The sequence below is a fragment of the Pseudomonas sp. NFPP25 genome, assembly GCF_900116505.1.
Classification (GTDB): domain Bacteria; phylum Pseudomonadota; class Gammaproteobacteria; order Pseudomonadales; family Pseudomonadaceae; genus Aquipseudomonas; species Aquipseudomonas protegens.
The window spans coordinates 355,596-377,244 of record NZ_FPBG01000004.1 but is presented as its reverse complement, the minus strand read 5'-3'; the positions used below and the strand labels follow the sequence as shown (position 1 = coordinate 377,244).

The 21,649-nt window shown below is 63.0% G+C and carries 24 protein-coding genes; 12 read left to right on the top strand and 12 right to left on the bottom strand.

The window, feature by feature from the left end; genetic code table 11:
- Window positions 1–5: 5 nt before the first annotated feature.
- The 3 genes from BM382_RS17995 to BM382_RS17985 form a co-directional block, all read right to left on the bottom strand.
- The gene (locus BM382_RS17995; protein WP_011064174.1) at window positions 6–773 is read right to left on the bottom strand and encodes a uroporphyrinogen-III synthase; all 768 of its coding nucleotides are present in this window, start codon (window positions 771–773) and stop codon (window positions 6–8) included.
- A complete protein-coding gene (gene hemC / locus BM382_RS17990) occupies window positions 770–1,711 on the bottom strand; it encodes a hydroxymethylbilane synthase (RefSeq protein ID WP_011064175.1) in 942 nt (313 codons plus the stop codon). The genes BM382_RS17995 and hemC overlap by 4 nt, the downstream gene beginning before the upstream one ends.
- 126 nt (window positions 1,712–1,837) lie before the next feature.
- Window positions 1,838–2,584, bottom strand: a complete 747-nt coding sequence (locus tag BM382_RS17985; protein ID WP_011064176.1) for a LytR/AlgR family response regulator transcription factor — start codon at window positions 2,582–2,584, stop codon at window positions 1,838–1,840.
- 626 nt (window positions 2,585–3,210) lie between these two features.
- On the opposite strand from BM382_RS17985, the gene argH reads away from it, so the two are divergent.
- Window positions 3,211–4,605 (top strand): argininosuccinate lyase, encoded by a 1,395-nt coding sequence (gene argH / locus BM382_RS17980; protein ID WP_072443493.1) that lies wholly within the window; start codon window positions 3,211–3,213, stop codon window positions 4,603–4,605.
- Between the two features lie 51 nt (window positions 4,606–4,656).
- On the opposite strand, the gene BM382_RS17975 is transcribed toward argH, so the two are convergent.
- Entirely contained in the window at window positions 4,657–5,304 is a 648-nt protein-coding gene (locus tag BM382_RS17975; protein WP_019095420.1) for a glutathione S-transferase, read from the bottom strand.
- Between the two features lie 124 nt (window positions 5,305–5,428).
- Between BM382_RS17975 and BM382_RS17970 the strand changes: the two genes are divergently transcribed.
- The 3 genes from BM382_RS17970 (at window position 5,429) to BM382_RS17960 (ending at window position 9,169) form a co-directional block, all read left to right on the top strand.
- A complete protein-coding gene (locus BM382_RS17970) occupies window positions 5,429–5,713 on the top strand; it encodes a hypothetical protein (protein ID WP_011064179.1) in 285 nt (94 codons plus the stop codon).
- A gap of 194 nt (window positions 5,714–5,907) precedes the next feature.
- The gene (locus BM382_RS17965; RefSeq protein WP_011064180.1) at window positions 5,908–6,153 is read left to right on the top strand and encodes a TIGR02647 family protein; all 246 of its coding nucleotides are present in this window, start codon (window positions 5,908–5,910) and stop codon (window positions 6,151–6,153) included.
- 169 nt (window positions 6,154–6,322) lie between these two features.
- Complete coding sequence (locus BM382_RS17960; protein ID WP_072443491.1) at window positions 6,323–9,169, top strand: class I adenylate cyclase; 2,847 nt, start codon at window positions 6,323–6,325, stop codon at window positions 9,167–9,169.
- Between the two features lie 7 nt (window positions 9,170–9,176).
- On the opposite strand, the gene rnk is transcribed toward BM382_RS17960, so the two are convergent.
- The 3 genes from rnk to cyaY form a co-directional block, all read right to left on the bottom strand.
- Entirely contained in the window at window positions 9,177–9,590 is a 414-nt protein-coding gene (rnk, locus tag BM382_RS17955; RefSeq protein WP_011064182.1) for a nucleoside diphosphate kinase regulator, read from the bottom strand.
- Between the two features lie 142 nt (window positions 9,591–9,732).
- Entirely contained in the window at window positions 9,733–9,966 is a 234-nt protein-coding gene (locus BM382_RS17950) for a DUF1289 domain-containing protein (RefSeq protein ID WP_015637452.1), read from the bottom strand.
- Between the two features lie 4 nt (window positions 9,967–9,970).
- Window positions 9,971–10,303 (bottom strand): iron donor protein CyaY, encoded by a 333-nt coding sequence (cyaY, locus tag BM382_RS17945; protein ID WP_011064183.1) that lies wholly within the window; start codon window positions 10,301–10,303, stop codon window positions 9,971–9,973.
- Between the two features lie 239 nt (window positions 10,304–10,542).
- Between cyaY and BM382_RS17940 the strand changes: the two genes are divergently transcribed.
- The 6 genes from BM382_RS17940 to BM382_RS17915 are packed head-to-tail and all read left to right on the top strand — an operon-like array spanning window position 10,543 to window position 15,135.
- Window positions 10,543–10,701, top strand: a complete 159-nt coding sequence (locus tag BM382_RS17940) for an LPS translocon maturation chaperone LptM (RefSeq protein WP_011064184.1) — start codon at window positions 10,543–10,545, stop codon at window positions 10,699–10,701.
- Between the two features lie 9 nt (window positions 10,702–10,710).
- Entirely contained in the window at window positions 10,711–11,958 is a 1,248-nt protein-coding gene (gene lysA / locus BM382_RS17935; protein WP_072443489.1) for a diaminopimelate decarboxylase, read from the top strand.
- A 4-nt stretch (window positions 11,959–11,962) separates the two neighbouring features.
- Complete coding sequence (gene dapF / locus BM382_RS17930; protein ID WP_011064186.1) at window positions 11,963–12,793, top strand: diaminopimelate epimerase; 831 nt, start codon at window positions 11,963–11,965, stop codon at window positions 12,791–12,793.
- Window positions 12,794–12,806: 13 nt separating this feature from the next.
- Window positions 12,807–13,532: a DUF484 family protein gene (locus BM382_RS17925; RefSeq protein ID WP_072443487.1), complete on the top strand. Its 726-nt coding sequence runs from the start codon at window positions 12,807–12,809 to the stop codon at window positions 13,530–13,532.
- Between the two features lie 2 nt (window positions 13,533–13,534).
- Window positions 13,535–14,431 carry a tyrosine recombinase XerC gene (gene xerC / locus BM382_RS17920; RefSeq protein ID WP_011064188.1) on the top strand — a complete coding sequence of 299 codons (897 nt, stop codon included), beginning with the start codon at window positions 13,535–13,537 and terminating at the stop codon, window positions 14,429–14,431.
- Window positions 14,431–15,135, top strand: coding sequence for an HAD family hydrolase (locus BM382_RS17915; protein WP_072443485.1), 705 nt, complete (start codon window positions 14,431–14,433; stop codon window positions 15,133–15,135). Before xerC ends, BM382_RS17915 begins: the two co-directional genes overlap by 1 nt.
- 126 nt (window positions 15,136–15,261) lie before the next feature.
- Here the strand turns inward: BM382_RS17915 and sutA are convergent, their stop codons facing one another.
- From sutA to glnK, 4 genes are all read right to left on the bottom strand, one after another.
- Window positions 15,262–15,585 carry a transcriptional regulator SutA gene (gene sutA / locus BM382_RS17910; protein ID WP_007926654.1) on the bottom strand — a complete coding sequence of 108 codons (324 nt, stop codon included), beginning with the start codon at window positions 15,583–15,585 and terminating at the stop codon, window positions 15,262–15,264.
- 102 nt (window positions 15,586–15,687) lie between these two features.
- A complete protein-coding gene (locus BM382_RS17905) occupies window positions 15,688–16,113 on the bottom strand; it encodes a secondary thiamine-phosphate synthase enzyme YjbQ (RefSeq protein WP_011064190.1) in 426 nt (141 codons plus the stop codon).
- Window positions 16,114–16,323: 210 nt separating this feature from the next.
- On the bottom strand, window positions 16,324–17,661 hold the full coding sequence (locus BM382_RS17900) for an ammonium transporter (protein WP_011064191.1): 1,338 nt from the start codon (window positions 17,659–17,661) through the stop codon (window positions 16,324–16,326).
- Between the two features lie 33 nt (window positions 17,662–17,694).
- Window positions 17,695–18,033: a P-II family nitrogen regulator gene (glnK, locus tag BM382_RS17895; RefSeq protein WP_002555808.1), complete on the bottom strand. Its 339-nt coding sequence runs from the start codon at window positions 18,031–18,033 to the stop codon at window positions 17,695–17,697.
- Window positions 18,034–18,449: 416 nt separating this feature from the next.
- Between glnK and BM382_RS17890 the strand changes: the two genes are divergently transcribed.
- Together BM382_RS17890 and BM382_RS17885 are read left to right on the top strand one after the other, a co-directional pair.
- Window positions 18,450–18,710 carry an accessory factor UbiK family protein gene (locus BM382_RS17890; protein WP_011064192.1) on the top strand — a complete coding sequence of 87 codons (261 nt, stop codon included), beginning with the start codon at window positions 18,450–18,452 and terminating at the stop codon, window positions 18,708–18,710.
- A gap of 186 nt (window positions 18,711–18,896) precedes the next feature.
- A complete protein-coding gene (locus tag BM382_RS17885) occupies window positions 18,897–20,390 on the top strand; it encodes a YifB family Mg chelatase-like AAA ATPase (protein ID WP_011064193.1) in 1,494 nt (497 codons plus the stop codon).
- A gap of 4 nt (window positions 20,391–20,394) precedes the next feature.
- Here BM382_RS17885 and BM382_RS17880 read toward each other — a convergent pair whose 3' ends face one another.
- A complete protein-coding gene (locus BM382_RS17880) occupies window positions 20,395–21,609 on the bottom strand; it encodes an aldose 1-epimerase family protein (RefSeq protein WP_072443483.1) in 1,215 nt (404 codons plus the stop codon).
- Window positions 21,610–21,649 lie beyond the last annotated feature (40 nt).

Sequence of the window (21,649 nt, the reverse complement as noted above, 5' to 3'; positions counted from 1 at the left end):
TGCGTTTAGAGAACGGGCACGGGTTGCTCCCGTAACGCCGTTAGCAAAGCCGCGGCACTGGCGCCGCGACAATCCACAACTTTTTCCGCCCCTGCGGCGTGCGCCATGTCGGCGACCCGGGGGCTTGGAACAAACAACGGCATCTTCGCCAGTTGCGGCCAGGCGGGCCCCGCCAGCTGCCGCAAGTGGCTGAAACCTTGTCCACTGCTGACCACCAGCCCGTTCAAGCGTTCCACTTCAATCCGCTGGAGCAACGCGCCTTCGGCGTAGTGCGGCAGGCAGCGGCGGTAGAGTTCCAGATAATCGACACTAGCACCTAGGGCGCGCAAGCGCTCAGAGAGCAGCTCGCGCCCACCCTCCCCGCGCACGATCAACACCCGTGGATCAGGCCGGCGGATAGCCTCGCGCAATTGGGGAAGTTCAAGCAAGGCTTCACTGTCATCGCCCTGCTGGGGATAGGCCACTGGCAAGCCGGCATCCGCAAGGATCTGCGCGGTAGCGGCGCCTACGGTGAACCAGGCCTGGTCTGGTGGTTGCGGCCAATACTGGCGCAACAGCTCCAGGCCAAGATGCGCCGCCGGCTTGCTGACCACAATCACCGCACAGTACTGGTCGAATGCCAGCAGGGTAGCCCGCTGCGAGTCACTGACCGGCAACGCCTGGATTTCCAGCAATGGCAGGCTGCTGCTCAAGATCTCGGACTGCGCCAGGATCGCCGCCAGCGCGGCGCAGTCCTCGGCCGGCCGGGTCAGCAGCAGGCGCCAGCCAGTCACTCCTCGCCCGCCTCGCCGTAGACCGCGCGCAGAATGTCATCGGCACCCTGGGCCAGCAGGGCATCCGCCACTTGCACACCCAGCTCGGCGGCCGATGCGCGAGGGCCACGAGCTTCGGCGCTGAGCAGCAGGCCGCCGCTAGGCTCGCCCACCAGGCCACGCAGCCAGATCTGCTCGCCTTCCAGCACCGCATAGCAGGCAATCGGCACCTGGCAACCACCGTTGAGGTGCTTGTTCAGTGCGCGCTCGGCGGTTACCCGGCTGGCCGTGTCGGCGTGATGCAGGGGGGCCAGCAAGGCGTGGATTTCAATGTCGGCACTGCGGCACTCGATGCCGACGGCGCCCTGGCCACCGGCGGGCAGGCTGTCGTCGACACTGATGGAGGAGCTGATGCGATCCTCGAATCCGAGGCGGATCAAGCCAGCGGCCGCGAGGATGATGGCGTCGTATTCGCCAGCGTCCAGCTTGGCCAGACGGGTATTGACGTTGCCCCGCAGAAAACGGATCTGCAGGTCGGGGCGACGGGTCAGTAACTGAGCCTGACGGCGCAGGCTGGAGGTGCCCACCACGCTTCCTTCAGGCAACTCGTCGAGGCTGGCGTAGGTGTTGGAAACAAAGGCATCACGCGGATCTTCGCGCTCGCAGATGCAGAACAGACCCAGGCCTTCCGGGAAGTCCATGGGCACATCTTTCATCGAGTGCACGGCGATATCGGCCTGGTTTTCCAGCAGCGCGGTTTCCAGTTCCTTGACGAACAGACCCTTGCCACCGATTTTCGACAAGGGCGAGTCCAATAGTTTGTCGCCGCGGCTGACCATGGGCACCAGGGTCACGACAAGACCCGGATGGGCCTCTTGCAGACGGGCTTTGACGTATTCGGCCTGCCACAAGGCCAGAGCACTTTTGCGGGTAGCGATGCGGATTTCGCGAGAGGACATGGATCAATCCGTACTGAATAGATACGGCAGATAATAACAGCTCAACCAAATCAGCTTTGACTTGTATCAGAAACCTAGCCTCCTCCCGACGCCAGGCTTCACCCATTGCAGGGGTCAAACCCTGGCCTAGAGCTGTTGCATCATCTTGCGCACGCCCGCCACATGCCGCCGGCTGACAATCAGCGCATCGCCATTGAGGCCCTTGAGATACAACTGGAAGTGCCCCAACGGTGTGCGCTGCAGACGCTCGATACGCTCGCGGGCCACCAGCGCATTGCGGTGGATACGCACAAAGCGGTCGCCGAATTCATCTTCCAGAGCCTTCAGGGGCTCATCCAGAAGCACCTCGCCGCCCTCGTGGCGCAGGGTCACGTATTTATGGTCGGCGATGAAATACACCACCTGGGCCAGGGGGATGAGCTCGATGCCTTTGCGCGTACGGGCGCTGATATGGCTGCGCGGGCCGTTACCGCTTTCGGCCGCGGGCCGGGTCAGTGCCGCCAGTTGTACACGGTTGGGCTTCTCGGCCTTTTTCAAGGCCTCCAGCAACAGCTCGGAGCGCACTGGCTTGACCAGGTGGACGACGCCGCTGGCATCGAAGGCCTCCAGGGCGAATTCGTCCGGCGCAGCGCAGAACACCAGCGCCGGAGGCGTCTCGCGCTCGCACAGCTTGCCGGCGACCTGCAGACCGTCCAGCCCTGGCATGCGGACGTCGAGCAAGACGATATCCGGCTTCAGGCTGTCGATCAGGCTCAACGCCTCTTCGCCATTGGTGGCGCTAGGCTCCAGGACACTGTATCCCTCGAGCTCACTGACCATCCGGCTCAGGCGCTCGCGGGCTAGGGGTTCGTCATCAACGATCAGGACATTCATATTGCGCTGGATTCCTGCGTGAGTCTCGCACAAGGATAGCGTAGACAGGTGGAGTGACGTCCGTCACCGCGATCCACGCTAAGACTAGTGCGAAGGCCAAAAAGTGCCGCAAGTCGGGCACCAATATTTGCCCGTGCCTGCCCGATACCGCTCAAGGTCGGCTGATGCGCGACGACGTCGCAGGGAATGCTGGTATTCAACACAAAGCCCCCCTCGTGATTGTGGTCGCCGCCCACCCTGCCCGCACCCGTCTCGTTTGGTGGACGGATTGCCTGGCCCTGCGCGGTGTGAACTTGCTGGAGGGGGCCACTGCGAACACGCGAGGGGTGTTACGCAATTGTGCCGGTCCTCCTGTCCAACTGTAGACGGTTGCCAAGACGATATTGCTCAATCGATAAATATCGTTTGACCGATATCACCTTCCGCACTCAAGGCGCTCACCTCGCAGGAAGCACCTTCGACTGCGCCGACCTCAGTCTCTGCGCCCCCGAGGCCGGCGACAAGCCGCCCAGGTGTCCGGCGCAGAAAAAAGCTGCCGACCAGCGCCAGCGACAGCCCGGGCAACCCTGTTATTATCGGCGCCTGTTTTTCACGCCATCTTCCTTCAGCAGATCACGAGCGAATTCATGAGCACTGACAAGACCAATCAGTCCTGGGGCGGCCGCTTCAGTGAACCCGTCGACGCCTTCGTCGCCCGCTTCACCGCCTCTGTCACTTTCGACCAGCGCCTGTATCGCCATGACATCATGGGCTCGATCGCCCACGCCACGATGCTGGCCAAGGTCGGCGTGCTCACCGACGCCGAGCGTGACAGCATCATCGACGGCCTGAAGACCATCCAGGGCGAGATCGAGGCCGGCAGTTTCGACTGGCGCGTGGACCTCGAAGACGTGCACATGAACATCGAAGCGCGCCTGACCGACCGCATCGGCATCACCGGCAAGAAACTGCACACCGGCCGCAGCCGCAACGACCAGGTGGCCACCGACATCCGCCTGTGGCTGCGGGACGAGATCGACCTGATCCTCGGTGAAATCACCCGCCTGCAAAAAGGCCTGCTGGAGCTGGCCGAGCGTGAAGCCGAGAGCATCATGCCGGGCTTCACCCACTTGCAGACCGCCCAACCGGTGACCTTCGGCCACCACATGCTGGCCTGGTTCGAGATGCTCAGCCGTGACTACGAGCGCCTGGTGGACTGCCGCAAGCGCACCAACCGCATGCCCCTGGGCAGCGCCGCGCTGGCCGGCACCACCTACCCGATCGACCGCGAGCTGACCTGCCAGTTGCTGGGCTTCGAAGCCGTGGGCGGCAACTCCCTGGACAGCGTTTCGGACCGGGACTTCGCCATTGAATTCTGCGCCGCCGCCAGCGTGGCGATGATGCACCTGTCGCGGTTTTCCGAAGAGCTGGTGCTGTGGACCAGCGCGCAATTCCAGTTTATCGACCTGCCGGACCGCTTCTGCACCGGCAGCTCGATCATGCCGCAAAAGAAAAACCCCGACGTGCCGGAACTGGTACGGGGCAAGAGCGGCCGGGTATTCGGCGCGCTGATGGGCCTATTGACCCTGATGAAAGGCCAGCCCCTGGCCTACAACAAGGACAACCAGGAAGACAAGGAACCACTGTTCGACGCCGCCGATACCCTGCGCGATTCGCTGCGGGCCTTCGCCGACATGATCCCGGCCATCAAGCCCAAGCACGCCATCATGCGCGAGGCGGCCCTGCGCGGTTTTTCCACCGCCACCGATCTGGCGGACTACCTGGTGCGCCGTGGCCTGCCGTTCCGCGACTGTCACGAAATCGTCGGCCATGCGGTGAAGTACGGCGTGGAAACCGGCAAGGACCTGGCGGAAATGAGCCTGGAAGAGCTGCGCAAGTTCAGCGACCAGATCGAACAGGACGTGTTCGCCGTGCTGACCCTGGAAGGCTCGGTGAATGCCCGTAACCACATCGGCGGCACCGCACCGGCCCAGGTCCGGGCGGCAGTGGTCCGCGGCCAGGCCCTGCTGGCCAGCCGCTAAGCCCTTGCGAGCCTGCCCGCGCCGGCATCCTCTGCCGGTGCGAGCAGGCTCCTAGCGCCCTGACCTTCTGGCGGCCATCAGTGCCGCCTTGTCAGCGGCGATGCGCCGAGCGGCGGGGGTCTGCTCCAGGCGCTCGAGCAAGGCCCGGGCCTCGGGCATCTCGGCCAAAAAATCGATTCCGAACAACTTGTCCCCGACTATCAGGGCAAGGTTCACGCTGTACTGAAAATACAGGTCCGCCACACTCAGGCTGGCGCCCGCTACATAGGGGGCGAACCGGGCATGCCGGCGCAATGCGGCAAAGCCTTGTAGCAATTCGATCCCGGCCTTCTCCTTGATCGCCTCGGGCAGGGTCGCGCCGAAGAACGCTTCGGGGAAACAGGCCCGGGCCGGCAGCTCTATGTACAGTTCGATCTCCTTGGCCAGTGCCAGCACCTGGGCACGTTCGAACGCGTCCTTCGGCAGCAGCGCCGGCGCCGGCCGCACCTGCTCCAGGTAATCGAGAATCGCACTGGTTTCGCTGATGAAGCCCTGCTCCACCTCCAGCACCGGAACCTTGCCCCGAGGGCTGATAGCCAGCGCCTCGGGGCTCTGGCCGGCGTAGAACAGCACCTCTTCGAAAGGCAGCCCCTTCTCCAGCAAGGCCAGCTTGACCATGTTGTAGTAGTTGCTGATGGCGAACCCATAGAGCTTGAACATCCCGTAGCCTCCAGGCCGTGCAGGGGTTGGCAGGGTTTTTTATAGAAGGTTAATCCCACTCTGGCCAGCAGCATCGAGCCGCTGAATACGAGTAAACTGGCGACCTTTCCTTGAGGAGCCTGCCATGAGCGAGCCAACCGATATCGACACCGACGAAGAAGAGTTCGCCGAAAATACCCTGATCGAAGCGATCGAGAACCAGATCGAAAGCGACAACCCACCAGCGGCCAAGGCCACGTTCAACAAGCTCACCCTGGTGGGCTACGAGCGCGAGGAAATCCTCAATCTGATGGCCCATGTACTGGCGATCGAGATCGACGCCATCCTCGAACAGGACCGCGCCTTCGACACCCAATGGTACGAAGCCGCCCTTCGCGCCCTGCCGGAACTGCCTCCCGAAAAGCAGTGACACCGCGCTGCCGGAGCGCAGGCTCCGGCACTCTTTCCCGCCCGTGCCTCGCGCCCCGACTACACTGCCACCACCCTGCGGCCAAATACCGCTGCACCCGGGGATAAAACTCCTCAGCGAACGCTGGACACGCCGCCTTTCTGCGTTCACCTTAAGAACGCTGACCTCTAATTCCTAGAAAGTCTGGAGTCCTTATGTCGTATACCCCTGAGTTGGTTGCCGAACTGGAAATCCTTGCACTCTTCAACCTGGACAACTCCCAGGAAGGCCTGAAAATCCATCAGACCGCCGCCCCTTCTGCCATCGCCGCCGCCCAACGCCTGTTTGACAAGGAACTGATCACCCAACCCGATGGAGGCTATCTGACCAGCCTCGGGCGGGACGCCGCTGAACATGCCCAGGGCCTGCTGACCATCCTGAACGTCAAAGAAGTCGCCTGAACAACCTGCATCGGCCTGCGGGGTTCCCGTCTGTCGGATTCCGTAGGCGCCTCCTTCTGAATACGCTAGAAATCTGGCGTCAAAAAATAAAATCAGTTTAAGGCTGAGCCCTGTCTGACGGTAAACTGCTCGCCGTCTTCAATACCGCCACGTTCGAGCTCCGCTTGAAATGCCCCATACCCATGAAATCCGTCCCGATCTGGATGAAGGAATCGATCGCAAGGTTCTCAGCCAACTGCGTGCGCGTTTCCTGAAGCTCAATGAAGGGCGCATGGCCCGGGCAATGGAAGGACTGTCGACACGCCAGCAGTTGGTCCTCAACCTGTTGCCGCTGTTCTTTCACGTCAATCACCCGTTGTTGCCCGGTTATGTATCCGGAGCCACCCCGGCGGGGCTTTCCTGCTACGAACCCGACCCCCAGGCCCTGGCCGAAGCCCAGCGCCTGACCCGATCGTTTTCCTACAAGCCGCGCCACGGCAACCCGCCACGGCCGATTCATGGCCTGTTTCTCATGGGCAGCCTGGGGACCCTGGCCCAGGCAGACCAGAGCGACATGGACGTGTGGGTGTGCCATGCGCCGGATCTGGGCGAAAACGAGCTGGCCGAGTTGCAGAAGAAGTGCCAATTGCTGGAGACCTGGGCGGCCGGCCAGGGTGCTGAAGCTCATTTTTTCCTGATCGACCCCAACCGCTTTGTCCGCGGGGAGCGGGACACTCAGCTGAGTTCGGACGACTGCGGCACCACCCAGCACTACCTGCTGCTGGACGAGTTCTACCGCACCGCGATCTGGCTGGCCGGGCGCACGCCGTTGTGGTGGCTGGTACCGGTGTACGAAGAACGCCGTTACGAACAGTACATCGACACCCTGCTGTCCAAGCGCTTTGTCCCCGCCGAGGAAAACCTCGACCTGGGCCACATGGCACGCATTCCGCCCGGCGAGTTCATCGGCGCCGGGCTGTGGCAACTGTTCAAGGGCATCGAGTCGCCCTACAAGTCCGTACTCAAGCTGCTGCTGATCGAGGTCTATGCCAGCGAGCATCCCAAGGTCCAGTGCCTGAGCCTGCGCTTCAAGCAGGCGGTGTTTGCCAACCGCCTGGACCTGGATGAGCTGGACCCCTACATCGTGGTCTACCGGCGCATCGAGGAATACCTCAAGGCTCGCGGCGAGCCGGAGCGCCTGGAGCTGGTACGACGCAGCCTGTACCTCAAGGTCAACCGCAAGCTTACCGTCGGCAACGCCACCCGCAGCCCGAACTGGCAGCGCGCTCTACTGGAGCGCCTGGCCAGTGAATGGGGCTGGGACCAACGCCAACTGGCCTTGCTGGACAGCCGCAGCCAGTGGAAGGTGCGCCAGGTCAGCAGCGAGCGCCGGGCCCTGGTCAACGAGCTCAACTACAGCTATCGCTTCCTGACCCAGTTCGCCCGCACCGAGCAGGCCGCCAGCCTGATCAACAAGCGTGACCTGAATGTCCTGGGCCGGCGCCTGTACGCGGCCTTCGAGCGCAAGGCCGGGAAGATCGAGTTCATCAACCCCGGCATCGCCCCGGACCTGGCTGAAGACACCCTGACCCTGGTGCAGTCACCGAACAAGAAGGAACCCGGACAGAACCATTGGGGGCTGTACAACGGCAGCCTGACCGCCCTGGAGTGGGAGCATTTCGCCCCGATCAAGCGCAGTCGCGAGCTGCTGGAGCTGCTTACCTGGTGCCATCGCAACGGCGTGATCGACAGCAGTACCCGCCTGGCCCTGCACCCGGGCAGCAGCGACCTGAGCGAATTCGAACTGTTCAACCTGCTGGGCAGCCTGCAGCAGACCGTGCCACTGCCTTTGACGACGGTCAGCGAGGAACAGTTGCTGCACGCCGCCGTGCCCGGCGAAGTGCTGATCCTGGTGAACGTCGGGGTCGACCCCCTCAAGCACCACCGCGACCTGAACATTCTGATGACCACCGAGCGCACCGACTCCCTGAGCTATGCCGGGGTACGCGAGAATCTGGTGTTGACCCTGGATCAGGTCACCCTCAATAGCTGGAACGAGGTAATGGTCGGCCGCTACGACGCCGAGCATGCGCTGCTCGACTGCCTGCGGGACTACCTGAACAATCTGCCGGGCGGCACGCAGCCGCGGCTGCGGGTACGCTGCTTCTGTCACAACCGCGCGCAATTCATTGCCCGCCGGGTGGAAGAACTGTTCGAAACCGCGCACAACCTGTTGCTCAGCCAGCTCAACTACCGCTACCTGATCCAGGTGCAGCAGCACTACCACGTGCTTGAACTGGTGCCCGGGCAGGTTCGGCACCGGGCCATGGCAACCCCTGCCGCATTGCTGGAGTACCTGGGGCAGGAGCAGAGCCGCTACAGCCCACTGCACCTTGACCCGATGGCCCTGGAAGACCACGACCTGGCGCTGATCCTGCCCATGGGCCAACCGGACTGCATCCAGGTGTTCTATCGGATCATCGACGAGTACGCGGAGATTTACGTGCTCGATGAGTACAACGCGCTGTGGCAGCAGACCCTGCCCTATCACGACGAACACAGCCTGCTGGTGCCCCTGCAGCGCTTCCTGCAGTCGATTCTCTACCGCCGCGAGGCGCTGCTGCCGATGGACAGCAACCAGCCCGAGAAACCTTTGGACACACTCTACTTGCAGATTCTGCCCTCAGGCACGGGCCGCGCACGTCGGGTAGAGCCGCGGCCAGCCCCACCGACGCCGGTGGACAAAGCCTTCTATGACGTACAGGCGATCATCGGCAAGGCCGCACCGGGCCAGGTGCAGGTCTCGCTGTACTGCAATCAACGGGAGTTTTCCGATCTGGAATATGGCGATCAACTGTTCGCCGCGGTGGCCCAGGAAATCGTCGGGCAGCGCCATGAAACAGAGCGCTATCGCTGCTACATCACTGACCTGGATCTTTCAGGGCTGCTCGGTGACGTGCAAAGCCCGAGCATCCTGTATCTGCGCTACAAGGCCAGCCTGGAGCGCGCACTGAACGACGCGCTCGAGCAGGTCTAGCCAAGGATCAGAGGTGGTAGTCGCCTGCGGCTTCCGGCTGGTATTCAACTTCCAGCAGGGTCAGCTTCAAGGTCTTGCCACCCGGAGCCGGCCAGTCGATGTACTGGCCTACCTGCAGGCCCAGCAGAGCGCTGCCCACCGGTGCCAGGATGGAAATCTTGCCTTCGTCGGCGTTGGCGTCCTGTGGATACACCAGGGTCAGGTGGTAGTCCTTGCCGCTGCTTTCTTCACGGCAGTGCACACGCGAATTCATGGTTACGACACCGGCCGGTACTTCATCGTGACCCACCAGCGTTTCGGCACGATCCAACTCGGTTTGCAGTGCAATGACACCTGGCAGCGAGTCGTCCAGACTGTCGATCAGGCGCTCCAGACGTTGCACGTCAAGGCGGGTAAGGATGATGGATGGTGCAGTACTCATGATCCTGGCTGACTCCTATTTTTTCTGCACAAAAAAGCAAAACCCCGCCAAATAAGACGGGGTTCTCACCGGCCTCGATGTAGCGAGGCGAGGCTGGACACTATCACAGCACACTGAATAAACAAACCGTACGAGTACGAAGCTAAATCTCGCCTGCCGCCGCACTCTGTTTGCGCTGCAGCGCCTGGGCGCAGATCACTCGCCGGCGCTGATCATCGGCCGAACGCCATTCACGGATGTCCTCCACATGGCGAAAACAGCCGCGACAGACCTTCTCCTCATCGAGGCGACAAAGGCTGATGCACGGTGAACTCACCGCCGGGCTGACGTTGCTGTAGAGCGGTTTGGGCGGTCGGGCCGGGGCGGGCTGGGTCACGGTATCAGAGCCCTTCGAACTCAAGCTTGATGTCGGCCTGCTCCAGGACAATGCGTTCCAGCATTTCCCCCAACTGCTCTTCGCTCTTGTCGCACATCCAGCGCTCGCTTTCCTCGTCGTAGTCGAAGTGGAAACCACCCGAACGCGCGGCCAGCCAGAGTTGGCGCAAAGGCTCCTGGCGACTGAAGATCACCTGGCTGCCGTTGTCGAACTTGACGGTGAGCACCCCGGCCGAGCTTTCCAGGTCGATGTCCAGGTCGCTCTCATCGAAAATATCCTCCAGCGTCTGCTGGGTGGCATCCACCAGGTCGTGAAAACGGGCTTCGGTCAAACTCATTGCGGGAACCTCGAAAAGTGTCTACTCACGCTCAAGCGCCGCAAGATACGGGCGCTCCCCGGCGAATGCAAAGGATACCGAACGAGGAAATAAATGCGACGCCCATTGCACGACCGCCCGACCAAAGCCACCGGCCGGGCCTTGGCAAAGGCCCGCTGGACGGGAGTTACGCTGCATAGGCAAGCTGCCGGGTGGCCGGTATACTCGGGCGCAATTTACGCATTCTCAAGGATTTCGCCATGAAGCGCCTGATCTCTTCCCTTGCTGCGCTCGTCGCGGTTGCTTGCCTCGTTACCGCCTGCGGCCAGAAAGGCCCGCTGTACCTGCCTGATGACAGCAAATCCCCTGAAGAGCAGGCGAAGTCGCAATCGCAGTCGCACAAGCACGACACCTACTAAGGGCAAACCATGGACGCTTTTAACTACCGCGACGGGGAGCTGTTCGCGGAAGGCGTAGCCCTGTCCGCCATTGCCGAACGTTTCGGTACGCCCACCTACGTCTATTCCCGTGCGCACATCGAAGCCCAGTACCAGGCCTATGCCCAGGCCCTGGCCGGCATGCCGCACCTGGTCTGCTTCGCGGTAAAAGCCAACTCCAACCTGGGCGTACTGAATGTCCTGGCGCGCCTGGGCGCCGGTTTCGATATCGTCTCCCGGGGCGAGCTGGAGCGGGTCCTGGCTGCGGGCGGGCAAGCCGACAAGATTGTCTTCTCCGGTGTTGGCAAGACCCGTGACGACATGCGTCGTGCCCTGGAAGTCGGCGTCCACTGCTTCAACGTCGAGTCCGCCGAAGAGCTGGAGCGCCTGCAGCTGGTAGCGACCGAGCTGGGCGTTCGTGCACCGGTCTCGCTGCGGGTCAATCCGGACGTGGATGCCGGTACCCACCCCTATATCTCCACCGGGCTCAAGGAAAACAAGTTCGGTATCGACATTGCCACCGCCGAGGACGTGTACATCCGCGCCGCGCAGCTGCCGAACCTGGAAATCGTCGGTGTCGACTGCCATATCGGCTCGCAACTGACCACCCTGGAACCCTTCATCGACGCCCTCGACCGCCTGCTGGACCTGGTGGACCGCCTCGGTGAATGCGGCATCTACCTGCGCCACATCGATCTGGGTGGCGGCCTGGGCGTGCGCTATCGCGACGAAGAGCCACCGCTGGCCGCCGACTACGTCAAGGCCATGCGCGAGCGCCTGGACGGTCGCGACCTGGCCCTGGTATTCGAACCGGGCCGCTTCATCGTGGCCAACGCCGGCGTCCTGCTGACCCGGGTCGAATACCTCAAGCACACCGAACACAAGGATTTCGCCATCGTCGACGGCGCCATGAACGACCTGATCCGCCCGGCGCTGTACCAGGCCTGGATGGATGTCAGCGCCGTGCGCCCGCGAGATACCGAACCCCGTACCTACGACATCGTCGGCCCGATCTGTGAAACTGGCGACTTCCTCGCCAAGGAACGCACCCTGGCCCTGGCCGAGGGTGACCTGCTGGCGGTGCATTCCGCTGGTGCCTATGGTTTCGTCATGAGCTCGAACTACAACACCCGCGGCCGTGCCGCAGAAGTACTGGTCGATGGTGACCAGGCTGTTGAAGTACGTCGCCGCGAGACGGTAGCCGAGTTATTCGCTGGCGAAAGCCTGCTGCCGGAGTAAGACCATGCTGCTGCGTTTTACCAAGATGCACGGCCTGGGCAATGACTTCATGGTTCTCGACCTGGTCAGCCAGCACGCGCATATTCTGCCCAAGCACGCCAAACAATGGGGTGATCGCAATACCGGGATCGGCTTCGATCAGTTGCTGATCGTCGAGGCCCCGAGCAACCCGGATGTGGATTTCCGCTACCGGATCTTCAACTCCGACGGCTCCGAAGTGGAACAGTGCGGCAATGGTGCACGCTGCTTTGCCCGCTTCGTGCTGGACAAGCGCCTGACCACCAAGCGCCAGATCCGCGTCGAGACCAAGAGCGGCGTGATCGAGCTGGATATCCGCAACGACGGCCAGATCAGCGTCAACATGGGCGCGCCGCGCCTGGTACCGGCGGACATTCCGTTCCAGGCGCCGGCCCAGGCCGACAGCTACACCCTGGACGTCGATGGCCGCCAGGTGCAGTTGGCCGCGGTGTCCATGGGCAACCCCCACGCCGTGTTGCGGGTGGATGACATCAACAGCGCGCCGGTGCACGAGCTGGGTCCGAAGATCGAACACCACCCGCGCTTCCCGGCGCGGGTCAACGTCGGTTTTCTCCAGGTCCTGGACCGCCAGCGCGCGCAACTGCGGGTCTGGGAACGCGGCGCCGGGGAAACCCAGGCCTGCGGCACCGGCGCCTGCGCTGCTGCTGTGGCCGCGATCAGCCAGGGGTGGATGGATTCGCCCCTATTGATCGACCTGCCGGGCGGGCGCCTGTCCATTGAATGGGCAGGCCCTGGCCAACCGGTGATGATGACCGGCCCGGCAGTGCGCGTATACGAAGGACAGGTGCGTCTTTAAGTGAGCGAAATCCATGACTGATCAGCCGCAGGTTCCTGCCGAAACGCCCGACCAATCACTGTCCGAAAACTTGGAGGCGGCAGCCGTCGCCGCCTACCTGGAGGCCCATCCGGACTTCTTCGTCGACCACGATGAACTGCTCCCGGCCTTGCGCATTCCCCATCAGCGCGGCGACACCGTATCGCTGGTGGAGCGGCAGATGAAGATCCTGCGCGAGCGCAACATCGAGATGCGCCATCGCCTGTCGCAGCTGATGGACGTGGCCCGGGACAACGACCGGCTGTTCGACAAGACCCGCCGCCTGATCCTCGCGCTGATGGACGCCACCAGCCTGGAAGAAGTGGTGATGAGCGTCGAAGACAGCCTGCGCCAGGATTTCCAGGTGCCCTTCGTCAGCCTGATCCTGTTCAGCGACAGCGCCATGCCGGTGGGTCGCTGGGTCTCCGCCGCCGAAGCCCAGGGCGCCATTGGCGGCCTGTTATCCGAAGGCAAGAGCGTCAGCGGCAGCCTGCGCGAACACGAGCTGGATTTCCTTTTCGGCGAAGAGCAGCGCAAGCAGATCGGTTCTGCCGCTGTGGTGGCCCTGGCACATCAGGGCATGCATGGCGTACTCGCGATAGCCAGCCGTGATCCGCAGCACTACAAGAGCTCGGTGGGCACCCTGTTCCTCAACTACATCGCCGAAGTCACCGGCCGCGTTCTGCCGCGCTTCACCCACTCGCTGCGCTCGGTACGCTGACCATGCAACAACAGCTGGACGCCTACTGCGCGCATCTGCGCAGTGAGCGCCAGGTGTCGCCCCACACCCTGCAAGCCTACCGGCGCGACCTCGAGAAGGTGCTGGGGTTCTGCGAGAAAATGCAGGTGCGCAGCTGGACCGACCTGGACATCCAGGGCCTGCGCAGCCTGATTGCCCGCCTGCACCAGCAGGGCCAGTCGTCCCGCAGCCTGGCGCGCCTGCTGTCAGCGGTACGCGGGCTCTACCACTACCTGAACCGCGAAGGCTTGTGCACTCACGACCCGGCCAACGGCCTGGCGCCGCCCAAGGGCGAACGACGCCTGCCCAAGACCCTGGACACCGACCGCACCCTGCAGTTGCTCGATGGCGCCGTTGAAGACGACTTCCTGGCCCACCGCGACCAGGCGATTCTCGAACTTTTCTACTCCTGCGGCCTGCGCCTTTCCGAACTGACCAGCCTCAACCTCGATCAGCTGGACCTGGCGGACGGCCTGGTGCAGGTCCATGGCAAGGGCAGCAAGACCCGGGTCCTGCCGGTGGGCAAGAAGGCTCGGTCAGCCCTCGAGCAATGGCTCCCCCTGCGCGCCCTGAGCAACCCGCCTGATGGTGCCCTGTTCGTCAGCCAGAAGGGCCGGCGCCTGGGGCCGCGGGCCATCCAGCTGCGGGTCAAGGCCGCCGGCGAGCGCGAACTGGGGCAGAACCTGCACCCGCACATGCTGCGCCATTCCTTTGCCAGCCATTTGCTGGAATCCTCCCAGGACCTGCGCGCCGTGCAGGAGCTGCTGGGGCATTCGGACATCAAGACCACGCAGATCTACACCCACCTGGACTTCCAGCACCTGGCGGCGGTCTACGACAGCGCCCACCCACGGGCCAAACGCAACAAAGGCGGTGAGTAATGACCATCAAGCTGATCACCTTCGACCTCGACGACACCCTGTGGGATACCGCCCCGGTCATCGTCAGTGCCGAAGCCACCCTGCGCCAGTGGCTGACCGAACACGCACCGAATCTCGGAGGCGTGCCGGTGGAGCATCTGTGGGCCATTCGCGAGCGGGTGCTGCTCGCCCAGCCGAACCTCAAGCACAGGATCAGCGCCCTGCGCCGCCAGGTGCTGTTTCATGCCCTGGAACAAGCCGGGTATGACCATGCCCAGGCCAACCAGTTGGCCGACCAGAGTTTTGAAGTTTTCCTGCATGCCCGGCATCAGCTGGAGATCTTTCCAGAAGTCCAGCCGACCCTGGAAGCCCTGGCCAATCACTTCGCCCTTGGCGTGGTCACCAACGGCAACGCCGACGTGCGCCGCCTGGGCCTGGCGGACTATTTCAAGTTCGCGCTGTGCGCCGAGGACATCGGCATCGCCAAGCCCGACGCCCGGCTGTTCCACGAAGCCTTGCAGCGTGGCGAAGCGACTGCCGACACCGCCGTGCATATCGGCGACCACCCGGGGGATGACATTGCCGGCGCACAGCAGGCAGGGCTGCGTGCGATCTGGTTCAATCCCAACGGCAAGACCTGGGAAGCCGAACACGCGCCAGACGCCGAGATCCGCAGCCTGATTGAACTACCCGGGCTGCTTGCCCGCTGGCATCGCGGCGCCTGAACCGGCGCTTTCGCGAGCAAGCTCGCTCCTACAGCAAGCGCCGGCGCTCGGGGCCGTTTCCAAGAAGGGTGCCCATGAAAAAGCCCGCAGCGACGGCGGGCTTTTTCAGCAAGCAAGGTGCAAGGCTCAGATAGGCCGGCTGCCGTACTTGTTATCAGGCTTCTTGGGCGGATCGGCGACCACGTTGGCCTCGACTTCCTGCACTTTGCCGCCACGGGCCAGGAACTCTTCCATGGCACGCGCCAGTGCATCACGCTCCTTGTTCTTGGCTTCTACACTCGGCAGCTCGTCTACCGAGACGGCAGCCTTGGCCTTGCCTTTGGCGGTTGGAGCAGGAACATCACTGCCATCGTCTTCCGCCACATCGTCGGCAGCCGCTTCAAGACCTTCTTCGGTTTCGTCTTCGTCACCTACTTCGAGGTCGTCGTTTTCCAGATCATCGTCGCTCATGTTCTACCTCATGACTTGCGAAAAGCAGATTAGTTATAGCCCAGCTGTGCCGACTGTCGAAGGCCGCTGGAAAAAAATCAACGTCCACTGATACTCAGCGGCTTATGCCTTATCACCGTGCAAGGTGGCAAGGACTTTGCGAGCACCGCCATGATCGCGATGCTCGCCCAGATAAACGCCTTGCCAGATGCCCAACGCCAGACGCCCCGCCGCTACCGGCAAAGTCAGCTGACAGCCTAGCAAACTGGCCTTGAAGTGCGCCGGCAGGTCATCCGCGCCTTCGTCGTTATGTTCGTACCCGGCCATGCCTTGAGGCACCAGGGTGTTGAAGTAACGCTCGAAGTCACGCCGTACCGCCGGATCGGCGTTCTCGTTGATGGTCAACGAGGCCGAAGTATGTTGCAGCCACAGATGCAGCAGACCAACCCGACATGCCTTCAACTCAGGCAGGCCGGCGAGCAACTCGTCCGTCACCAGATGAAAGCCCCGGGGCCTGGCCCGCAGGGTAATCAGGGTCTGTTGCCACATACCGATCTCCACGCTTCGGCGCGCATTCTAGCGCGCTCAGGGAAAAAACAAAGCGCCGAATAATCCTGCTTTAGTGTAAGCATTTGCCCTGCCGGAAATCGTCACGGCAAACACGCCAATGCTTGTCAGAAAATCCTTTCAGCCTTTCTCAATGACAAACATCAGGCAAAAAAATGCCCGGCCGGAGCCGGGCTTTTTTTTCTTGCGCGATTACAGGTTGTAACCACGCTCGTTGTGTTGTGCCAGATCGAGGCCGACCGCCTCTTCTTCCTCGCTCACCCGCAGCCCCATGACCGCGTCCAGAACCTTGAGGATGATGAAGGTGACGATCGCGGTGTAAATCACCGTGAAACCCACGCCCTTGGCCTGGATCCAGACCTGAGCGGCAACATCGGTCACGGTGCCGAAGCCACCCAGGGACGGAGCAGCGAACACACCGGTGAGGATCGCACCGAGAATACCGCCGATGCCGTGCACGCCAAAGGCGTCCAGGGAATCGTCATATCCCAGCTTGCGCTTGAGGCTGGTGGCGCAGAAGAAGCACACCACACCGGCCGCCAGACCGATGATCAGGGCGCCCATCGGGCCAACGGTACCGGCAGCCGGAGTGATTGCCACCAGGCCTGCGACCACACCCGAAGCGATGCCCAGCGCGCTAGGCTTGCCGTGGGTGATCCACTCGGCAAACATCCAGCCCAGGGCGGCGGCGGCCGTCGCGATCTGCGTGACCAGCATGGCCATGCCGGCGGTGCCGTTGGCGGCAGCGGCGGAACCGGCGTTGAAGCCGAACCAGCCGATCCACAGCATGGCTGCGCCCATCAGGGTGTAACCCAGGTTGTGTGGCGCCATCGGCGTGGTCGGGAAACCCTTGCGCTTGCCCAGCACCAGGCAGGCCACCAGGCCCGCGATACCGGCGTTGATGTGCACTACGGTGCCGCCGGCGAAGTCCAGCACGCCCCAGTCGCCCAGCAGCGAGCCCGGACCGCTCCAGACCATATGGGCGATCGGCGCATACACCAGGGTGAACCACACGCCCATGAAGATCAGCATGGCGGAGAATTTCATCCGCTCGGCGAAGGCACCGACGATCAGCGCTGGAGTGATGATGGCGAAGGTCATCTGGAAGGTGACGAACACCGCTTCAGGGAACAGCGCAGCCGGGCCGGTCAGGCTGGCCGGGGTGATGCCCGCCAGGAAGGCCTTGGAGAAACCGCCCACGAAGGAATTGAGGTTGACCACGCCGGCTTCCATCCCGGTGGTGTCGAACGCCATGCTGTAGCCGTAGATGAACCACAGGACAGTGATCAGGCCGGTAATGGCGAAGCACTGCATCATTACCGAAAGAATGTTTTTCGACCGCACCATGCCGCCGTAGAACAGCGCCAGGCCAGGAATGGTCATGAACAGCACCAGGGCTGTGGAGGTCAGCATCCAGGCGGTATCGCCGGAGTTGAGGACTGGAGCCGCCGCTTCGTCTGCCGCCATGGCCAGGCCTGGCATTACGAGGGACAAAAGGGCTCCTAGCCCTGCGAATTTACGCAGAGTCATATTGTTTTCTCCTGGGGCGTTGGGTTTGGCGGCTTAGATTGCGTCGGTATCGGTTTCGCCGGTACGGATGCGAATAGCCTGTTCCAGATTGACCACGAAGATCTTGCCGTCACCGATCTTGCCGGTGTTGGCGGCCTTGGTTATCGCCTCGATAACCCGGTCAAGATCCTTGTCGTCAATGGCGACATCGATCTTCACCTTGGGCAGGAAATCCACCACGTACTCCGCACCGCGATACAGCTCGGTGTGACCCTTCTGCCGGCCGAAGCCTTTGACTTCAGTGACGGTAATGCCCTGCACGCCGATCTCGGACAGCGACTCGCGCACGTCGTCCAACTTGAACGGCTTGATGATGGCAGTGACTAGCTTCATGAAACTCTCTCCCGAATTGGTGGACTTGCCCCAGGAAAACAAACCCGACTCAAGTCTAAGCGCAGTGCCTGGCTTTGTAACGCACCGTCGGCCTTCCTCAGCCCGACCGACGCCAGCTAACCGCTGTCTGACGAAACACTCCCCGCTCCGCCTGCCGCACTGCATTCGTCACAGCGACTGCATCAGTGCATGGGTCACCAGGGTCTAAGCAGAAAGCTTGCCAGCTCGGGAAAAATCAGTGATTTCAGTCCCTTGCCCCGAGCCGGCAGGGAATGCGGGAAAACGGCACCCGGGATACGCACAAAAACGGTGCGCTGGCGCCCGGCCAGATGCGCGAAAAACGTGCAACCCGGGGCCACCTGGAGCGTCGTTGCTGCGTGATACACTGCGGGCCGACTGCAATTCAGGACTCTCCCATGCTCGCGCCCAAAGACCTTCTCGACGCCCTGAGCGGCCACGCCTCGCGGTTGCTCAGCGGTGAAACACCCCTGCCCCGCAATGAAATCGAAAGCCAGCTCAAGGCCCTGCTACAAAGCGGCTTCAGCAAGCTGGACCTGGTCAGCCGGGAAGAATTCGACAGCCAGATGGTGGTCCTGGCCCGCACTCGCGCGCGCCTGGAAAGCCTCGAAGCCAAGGTGGCGGAGCTGGAAGCCCGGCTGAACCCGGCAGCGCAATGATCTGAATCCGGGTTCGCCGGCAGGCCGGCTCCTACAGACCTGTCCTGTAGGAACTGGCTTGCCGGCGAAGGCTCGTGCACCGACGACATATCCTGTGCCCATTCGGGCGCTCCTCTGGCCTGCCCCCTCATCTATCCTTGCAGCACCGCAGGACGCGGTTCCCGCTGTCGCAAGGAAGCTCTCCCCATGTCCCTGGCAATCATCCACAGCCGTGCCCAGGTCGGCGTCCAGGCTCCGGCTGTCAGTGTTGAAGTGCACCTGGCCAACGGCTTGCCGAGCCTGACCCTGGTGGGCCTGCCGGAAGCCGCGGTCAAGGAAAGCAAGGACCGGGTGCGCAGTGCAATCCTCAATGCCGGGTTCAACTTTCCGGCCCGGCGCATCACCCTCAACCTGGCGCCGGCGGACCTGCCCAAGGACGGCGGACGCTTCGATCTGGCCATCGCCCTGGGCATCCTTGCCGCCAGCGTGCAGGTACCGGCCCTGGCCCTGGACAACATCGAATGCCTGGGGGAGCTGGCACTCTCCGGCGCGGTGCGCCCGGTACGCGGCGTACTGCCCGCCGCACTGGCGGCACGCGACGCCGGGCATACCCTGCTGGTGCCCCGGGCCAATGCCGAAGAAGCCTGCCTGGCCAGCGGCCTAAAGGTGATCGCGGTGGATCATCTGCTGGAGGCCGTTGCCCATTTCAACGGCCACGCGCCGATTGCGCCCTATGTCAGCGACGGCCTGGTGCAGAGCCACTTCCCCTACCCCGATCTCAGCGAAGTGCAAGGCCAGCTCGCCGCCAAGCGCGCCCTGCTGATCGCCGCGGCGGGCGCCCACAACCTGTTGTTCAGCGGCCCGCCAGGCACCGGCAAGACCCTGTTGGCCAGCCGCTTGCCCGGCCTGCTGCCACCGTTGCAGGAAGATGAAGCCCTGGAAGTCGCGGCGATCCAGTCGGTGGCCAGCCACAAGCCCCTGCGCTACTGGCCACAGCGGCCGTTTCGCCAGCCCCACCATTCGGCTTCGGGTGCGGCACTGGTCGGAGGCGGCTCGAAACCCCAGCCCGGGGAAATCACCCTGGCCCATCACGGCGTGCTGTTTCTCGATGAACTGCCGGAGTTCGACCGCAAGGTCCTGGAAGTGCTGCGCGAGCCCATGGAGTCCGGGCAGATCGTCATTGCCCGAGCCCGGGACCGGGTGCAGTTCCCGGCACGCTTCCAATTGGTGGCAGCGATGAACCCCTGCCCCTGTGGATATCTTGGCGAGCCCAGCGGACGCTGCCGTTGCACACCCGAGCAGATCCAGCGCTATCGCAACAAGTTATCCGGGCCGCTGCTGGATCGCATCGACCTGCACCTGACCGTGGCCCGCGAAGCCACCGCCCTCAACCCCGAGCCGCAACCGGGCAATGACAGCGCCGCAGCCGCCACCAGGGTTGCCGGGGCTCGCGAGCTGCAACGCGAGCGCCAGGGCTGCGCCAACGCCTTTCTCGACCTGCCCGGCCTGCGTCGCCACTGCAAATTATCCACCACCGACGAGCGCTGGCTGGAAGCGGCCTGCGAACGCCTGGGCCTGTCGTTGCGGGCCGCTCACCGTTTGCTCAAGGTGGCGCGTACCCTGGCGGACCTGGAACAGGCCGCGCGAATCAGCCGCGAGCACCTGGCCGAAGCCCTGCATTACCGGCCCAGCGCCGATTGAAGGTTCATTCCCGGGACAGGTCTACCAAGGGTGTTGACCGCACTTCGGTCTGACGCCCATCCTGGATCTGGCTGACACGGCTCAGGGCTTTATCCACCGCGGCTTTATCGGCCAACAGGCTGTAGCGAATCTGGAATTGCCGCTGCTCCTTGGCGCCAATGCTCGGCACTAGATGCAACGGGCGCTGGTAACGGCGGTTGTAGGAAAAGCTGGTGCCCGGTTCCAAACCCGTCACATAACCCTGGCCCTGGGTGTCGGTGTTTTTCCACAGGGAAAACACCGGCAGTTGTCGAGTGTTGAAGCCCAGGGAAACACCCAGGCTCCCGGCCTTGTTATGCAACACCGCCAGGGTCTCGCCCTGAGCGTCGGCGTAGGGCACGAGGTTGTACACGGTTTCGTCGTAGTCGCGGGTCGGGCCGCGATAGGTCTGCCAGTCCGCCAGGTCGGCCCGGGCCTTGTCATTGAACGGCGAAACCTGCTTCACCGGCGCGGCGAACTTCGCCCCCTGCTCCAGGAACGGCGTACTGAAGTTACTGTGGTAGAGCGCCTGGTATTCCTTGGGGTAGTCGCCGTTGTTGGTCAGGGTGTCGTTGAGCGCAAACCGGGTGCTGCCGGGTTCGGTCACCAGTTCGGTGGCGACGCTGAAATCCACTTTCTTGAACGCCTGCTCCTTGAGCTCGCCCCGCAGGTGAATGGCATGCGGCGGTTGCTCGTCGATATGCAGCGTGACCTTGCTCGCCGGGATGTTGGCCGCGCGGCCGTGCAGGGTCAGCAGCTCGCCATTATCCAGGCCCGGGTGCCCGACCCACTCATAGCCACAGCGGGCCACCAGTTCGTTGAAGCCCTCCAGCCAGCCCAGGCCGCCGCGGCCGTTAAGCTCGATGAAGGCCGGGTTGACCACCTCCTTGACCGGCGAATCCCAGCCCAGGCGCACATCGCCCACCGAAGCCTGCAACACGTTCATGCCCCGGGTCGGCACCACCGAGAGCTGCATCACGCCGTTGTCGATGTCGACGATGCTCACCCCCTCCTGGCGTCCGCCATGCAGGGTGCGCAGGGTCACGGAAAACGGCCGCTCGGTCTTGACCCCCAACTGTTCACTGGTCAGGTGCAGGTTGCGGGGAGCCTTGTCGGTATCGAGCAATACATAGTCCCAGGCCATGGCGTGGGAGGTGGCGGCCAGCGCGCCAAGGGTGACCAGCAGTTTCAGCGGAGTCATGCAGGAGTGCCTTTTTTGGAGTTGTGCGGTTTTTATAGCC

Coding starts and splice junctions, on each gene's coding strand:
- BM382_RS17890 (WP_011064192.1), top strand. CDS start 18,450: ATGCTCGCGCCCAAAGACCTTCTCGACGCCCTGAGCGGCCACGCCTCG.
- dapF (WP_011064186.1), top strand. CDS start 11,963: ATGCTGCTGCGTTTTACCAAGATGCACGGCCTGGGCAATGACTTCATG.
- BM382_RS17975 (WP_019095420.1), bottom strand. CDS start 5,304: ATGTTCAAGCTCTATGGGTTCGCCATCAGCAACTACTACAACATGGTC.
- BM382_RS17960 (WP_072443491.1), top strand. CDS start 6,323: ATGCCCCATACCCATGAAATCCGTCCCGATCTGGATGAAGGAATCGAT.
- cyaY (WP_011064183.1), bottom strand. CDS start 10,303: ATGAGTTTGACCGAAGCCCGTTTTCACGACCTGGTGGATGCCACCCAG.
- BM382_RS17965 (WP_011064180.1), top strand. CDS start 5,908: ATGTCGTATACCCCTGAGTTGGTTGCCGAACTGGAAATCCTTGCACTC.
- glnK (WP_002555808.1), bottom strand. CDS start 18,033: ATGAAGCTAGTCACTGCCATCATCAAGCCGTTCAAGTTGGACGACGTG.
- hemC (WP_011064175.1), bottom strand. CDS start 1,711: ATGTCCTCTCGCGAAATCCGCATCGCTACCCGCAAAAGTGCTCTGGCC.
- BM382_RS17885 (WP_011064193.1), top strand. CDS start 18,897: ATGTCCCTGGCAATCATCCACAGCCGTGCCCAGGTCGGCGTCCAGGCT.
- BM382_RS17940 (WP_011064184.1), top strand. CDS start 10,543: ATGAAGCGCCTGATCTCTTCCCTTGCTGCGCTCGTCGCGGTTGCTTGC.
- argH (WP_072443493.1), top strand. CDS start 3,211: ATGAGCACTGACAAGACCAATCAGTCCTGGGGCGGCCGCTTCAGTGAA.
- BM382_RS17985 (WP_011064176.1), bottom strand. CDS start 2,584: ATGAATGTCCTGATCGTTGATGACGAACCCCTAGCCCGCGAGCGCCTG.
- BM382_RS17880 (WP_072443483.1), bottom strand. CDS start 21,609: ATGACTCCGCTGAAACTGCTGGTCACCCTTGGCGCGCTGGCCGCCACC.
- rnk (WP_011064182.1), bottom strand. CDS start 9,590: ATGAGTACTGCACCATCCATCATCCTTACCCGCCTTGACGTGCAACGT.
- BM382_RS17900 (WP_011064191.1), bottom strand. CDS start 17,661: ATGACTCTGCGTAAATTCGCAGGGCTAGGAGCCCTTTTGTCCCTCGTA.
- lysA (WP_072443489.1), top strand. CDS start 10,711: ATGGACGCTTTTAACTACCGCGACGGGGAGCTGTTCGCGGAAGGCGTA.
- sutA (WP_007926654.1), bottom strand. CDS start 15,585: ATGAGCGACGATGATCTGGAAAACGACGACCTCGAAGTAGGTGACGAA.
- BM382_RS17970 (WP_011064179.1), top strand. CDS start 5,429: ATGAGCGAGCCAACCGATATCGACACCGACGAAGAAGAGTTCGCCGAA.
- BM382_RS17925 (WP_072443487.1), top strand. CDS start 12,807: ATGACTGATCAGCCGCAGGTTCCTGCCGAAACGCCCGACCAATCACTG.
- xerC (WP_011064188.1), top strand. CDS start 13,535: ATGCAACAACAGCTGGACGCCTACTGCGCGCATCTGCGCAGTGAGCGC.
- BM382_RS17915 (WP_072443485.1), top strand. CDS start 14,431: ATGACCATCAAGCTGATCACCTTCGACCTCGACGACACCCTGTGGGAT.
- BM382_RS17905 (WP_011064190.1), bottom strand. CDS start 16,113: ATGTGGCAACAGACCCTGATTACCCTGCGGGCCAGGCCCCGGGGCTTT.